This is a genomic window from Gluconacetobacter entanii, from assembly GCF_003206495.1.
Taxonomy (GTDB): domain Bacteria; phylum Pseudomonadota; class Alphaproteobacteria; order Acetobacterales; family Acetobacteraceae; genus Novacetimonas; species Novacetimonas entanii.
Window position 1 is genome coordinate 1 of the sequence record NZ_NKUF01000097.1, and the last position, 3,484, is coordinate 3,484.

Annotated in this window: 3 protein-coding genes and 2 pseudogenes; 3 read left to right on the forward strand and 2 right to left on the reverse strand. The window is 56.1% G+C overall.

Annotation, left to right across the window (positions count from 1 at the left end; genetic code table 11):
• Positions 1 to 104 precede the first annotated feature (104 nt).
• Positions 105 to 527, reverse strand: a pseudogene (locus CFR72_RS16435) (SDR family oxidoreductase); the annotation flags it as partial.
• Between the two features lie 141 nt (positions 528 to 668).
• On the opposite strand from CFR72_RS16435, the gene CFR72_RS16440 reads away from it, so the two are divergent.
• Positions 669 to 1,583: a helix-turn-helix domain-containing protein gene (locus tag CFR72_RS16440; RefSeq protein ID WP_014106962.1), complete on the forward strand. Its 915-nt coding sequence runs from the start codon at positions 669 to 671 to the stop codon at positions 1,581 to 1,583.
• 222 nt (positions 1,584 to 1,805) lie between these two features.
• Here CFR72_RS16440 and CFR72_RS16445 read toward each other — a convergent pair whose 3' ends face one another.
• On the reverse strand, positions 1,806 to 2,525 hold the full coding sequence (locus tag CFR72_RS16445; protein ID WP_110914785.1) for a helix-turn-helix transcriptional regulator: 720 nt from the start codon (positions 2,523 to 2,525) through the stop codon (positions 1,806 to 1,808).
• A gap of 69 nt (positions 2,526 to 2,594) precedes the next feature.
• Here CFR72_RS16445 and CFR72_RS16450 point away from each other — a divergent pair, with 69 nt between their 5' ends.
• A complete protein-coding gene (locus tag CFR72_RS16450) occupies positions 2,595 to 3,080 on the forward strand; it encodes a VOC family protein (protein ID WP_110914786.1) in 486 nt (161 codons plus the stop codon).
• A 38-nt stretch (positions 3,081 to 3,118) separates the two neighbouring features.
• Positions 3,119 to 3,484: pseudogene (locus tag CFR72_RS16455) on the forward strand (transposase); the annotation flags it as partial.

The following is a 3,484-nucleotide window of genomic DNA, read 5'->3' on the forward strand; positions in this document are numbered from 1 at the left end:
CTGCTCAAAACGCAGACCGGAGGCCATCGCAAAAACCGTCAATCAAATCGCCAAAACCCAGAAATTACCGGCCAAGCACATCAATCAGGGGTTCTTCGATCCCTCCAGATCTGGCCCGAATGCTGTGCAATCATCCGTGGAAGAACTGCCGCCGTCGCATTGAGGACACCGGACACGTTTACGTCCACCATTCGCTGCCATTCGTCCACTTTCAGGCTGTCAATGTTGGACAGGGGCATCAGGCCCGCATTGTTGACCAGCACATCAATCCTGCCAAATTGGGCAATGAGGGCATCTGCCGCAGCCTTGCATGAGGTCAGATCCGTAACATCGGTCGAAAGGGCAACGGCTTTACCCCCTGCCCCGGTGATTTCCGCCGCCAGCGTGTCCAGACGGTCCTTGCGCCGTGCTGCCAGACCGACTATTGCACCCTCTGTCGCAAGTTTGCGTGCTGTTGCAGCCCCTATCCAGCTGGAGGCGCCGGTAACAAGGGCGACTTTACCTCTGATGCTCATGATAATCTCCACCTATTCCATTTAAAAAAGATCGAGAAAACAGGTAAAGACCAATGAAAATGGTTTCTGTCGTCCTCTTGCCAAAATCATTGTGATTTTGCGTTTTTGTGAGTTGGACTGGACAATTCACGGCACGTCTGAAAGGTAAACCGGATGCCGTACCCGCATCGTTCTTCGCTGCATGCCGCCAGTTATGCCCTCAATGACCGCATTCCGGGCCGGAAGATCGCGCAAAGCCACGGGGACGCATGGAAAGAGGCCGAGGCACAGATATTCCGCCGACCGCAACAGGAAGATGAAGTGCTGGTCCCGGCCGTGGCCGAACCCTTGCTGGTCTGGATCATCTCGGGAGAAGCGCAGATCGAGGAACGCGAACTGACAGGTGAATGGACGAAAAGTGAGGCCGGGTCCGGATCATTTTTCCTGACACAGACCGATGCGCCTTACCTCATGCGCTGGCAGGCTGATCCGGACCGTCCGTTTGAAGTCCTGCATCTTTATCTGGGGCTTACTCTGGTGAACCGGGCCGCCCGATCGTTGGGGCTTAATCCATCACGGCTTTCCATGCGCGACATTTCCGGTGGTCAGGACGCATTCATATCTGGCGTTCTGACAGGCCTGGCGGCCGAGATCCAGGCGACTCATTCGGCCAGTTCTCTATTTGTAAATGGCCTTCTGGAAAGCCTGACCGTCCATCTTCTGCGTCATTATGCCCGGACACAGCCTTCGCCCACACCCAGACCTGCACAACTGCTAGCGTGGAAGCTGCGCAAGGCGCTGGATCATATGGAGGCCCATCTCGCCGAACCGTTCGATCTCGATCTTCTGGCCGGGTTATGCGGGATGAGCCGGTTTCATTTCAGCCGGTCATTTCACAACACCATGGGGCAAAGCCCATCACGCTGGTTTATCCGGCGGCGTGTGGAACATGCGAAGGACCTTCTGTCACAGACCAACAGGTCCATCATCGAGATCGCCCTGACCAGTGGCTATGAGAGTGCGAGCCATTTTGCACAGATGTTTCGCAGGGAAACCGGCATCAGCCCACGCGACTACAGGAAGCTATGATGGAGACGGATAAGGCGGCTACTACCTCCCTGCTTCAAATTCATTGACCAGATAGCGGTTAAGGCAGACCTAAAAGGCCGCCTTTAGACGCTGTTTTTCTCAATGCGTAACTTTCAGGCTTGATTTCCGACTCTTCTTCGGCGGGATGCTGGCCACACGCTTTCTTGGTATCTTCGCATCAAAAACCGTTGCGGATCACGACATCTAGCGCTGTTCAACGAATTAATTGGCCTTGAGCTGAGCCAGTTCCGATGCACGCCATATCTCCCAGCGGCGAAGCAGGCGGTGGTATGGTTCACCTGTCCGCTCATCCAGCTTTTCTACCGCGGTTATCCGGTCCGTACGAAAATGACGGAAGTCCTGTCGCAGTTCGCACCAAGCGATCAGTACGCGCGTGGTATCCGAATAGCCAAGAACCACTGGCCATACCGTACGCTCGGTTAGCGTACCCCGTTGATCGCAATAATGCAGGCGCAATTTCATTTCTTTACGTATTGCAGATCGAAAGTCCGCCGCGTCCACCGTATCCTTGGACGCATCAAGAGGCAGCTTCGCCGCAGTGCTCGGCGCAATGATAAATGGCTGCAGGCGCTCGGGCACAACTGCCGCAATCTTAGCAAGAACGTCCAATGCCGTACATGCAAGCATTTCATCGCCATGGGCTGCCACCCACTGCGCGCCCAGAACAATCGCCTCAATTTCCACCGGGGTCAGCGCAAGCTGCGGCATGTCGTATCCGGAGCCGAGCACGTAACCAACGCCAGCCTCACCTGAAACGGGCACGCGCTGCCCCATCAGATGCGCGATATCGCGGTAGATCGTGCGCGTGGAGACCTCCAATTCCCCAGCCAGCGCCTGCGCCGTGATGGGGCGCGACGACCGGCGCAGGATTTGGATAATCTGAAAAAGGCGGTCGGTACTACGCAAGGGTTTTGCAATCATGCTGACAGGATGCTGTCAGCATGATTGTGCCAAAAGACGGCGAACACAACCTTATGCAGGAATCGCTCGATGAAGTTTGCCTCTACCCGCCTGATTGCCGCTGACATCAACACCATGGTTGCATTTTATGAATTGGTGACCGAACAGCCTGCCGAATGGCTTGCACCCCAGTTTGCCGAAATCGTCACCCCTGGCGCGACACTCGCGATCGGTAGCGCCGAGACGGTCGCCCTGTTCAGGGAAGGAACTGCCGAACCGGGGGCAAACCGCACCGCAATTCTGGAATTCAGGGTTGATGACGTGGATGCCGTATTCGCACGCCTGAAAAACAAAGTGGACGTTGTGATTGAGCCAAAGCTGCTGCCATGGGGCAACCGCACGGCCCAGTTCCGCGATCCCGAGGGCACGATCATCAGCCTGTTTACGCCGTTAACCAAAGCCGCCCGCGCCCGTTTCGGAACCCGGCGACAACTGGTAGCCAACCGGTCTGTTATTTCTATAGACAACATACAGGAAAGCGGGGGGGGAGGCGAACGACCTGGTTCTAGGAACTAGGGCCTGTTAGATCTTGAATTTCTTCCCATATTGTAGGGATGGAAGAAGGAGACAGAACAGGCACCTTTACGGACGAGACATGGGCGATCTGGGAACCTCTGATTGAAGAGGTTCGCCCGAGGGGCAAGACGCCGCCACATGATCTGCGGCGGACGATAGCAGCGATTTTCTGGCGTCATGAGAATGGCGCGAAATGGCGGAGTATCCCCGCTGAACTGGGTCCGTGATGGCGGGCTGCGCAGCTTTTCATCCGCTGGGCGAAGCTCGGCGTATGGGAGCGGCTGCTCGCACTGGTTCAGGAACAACAGGGAGTGGCATTCGGAATGACTTTTCTGGATGGCACAAACATCAGGGCTCACCACAAAGCGGCGGGAGCCCAAAAAAAGGGGCCTCTTTCGAAGAGC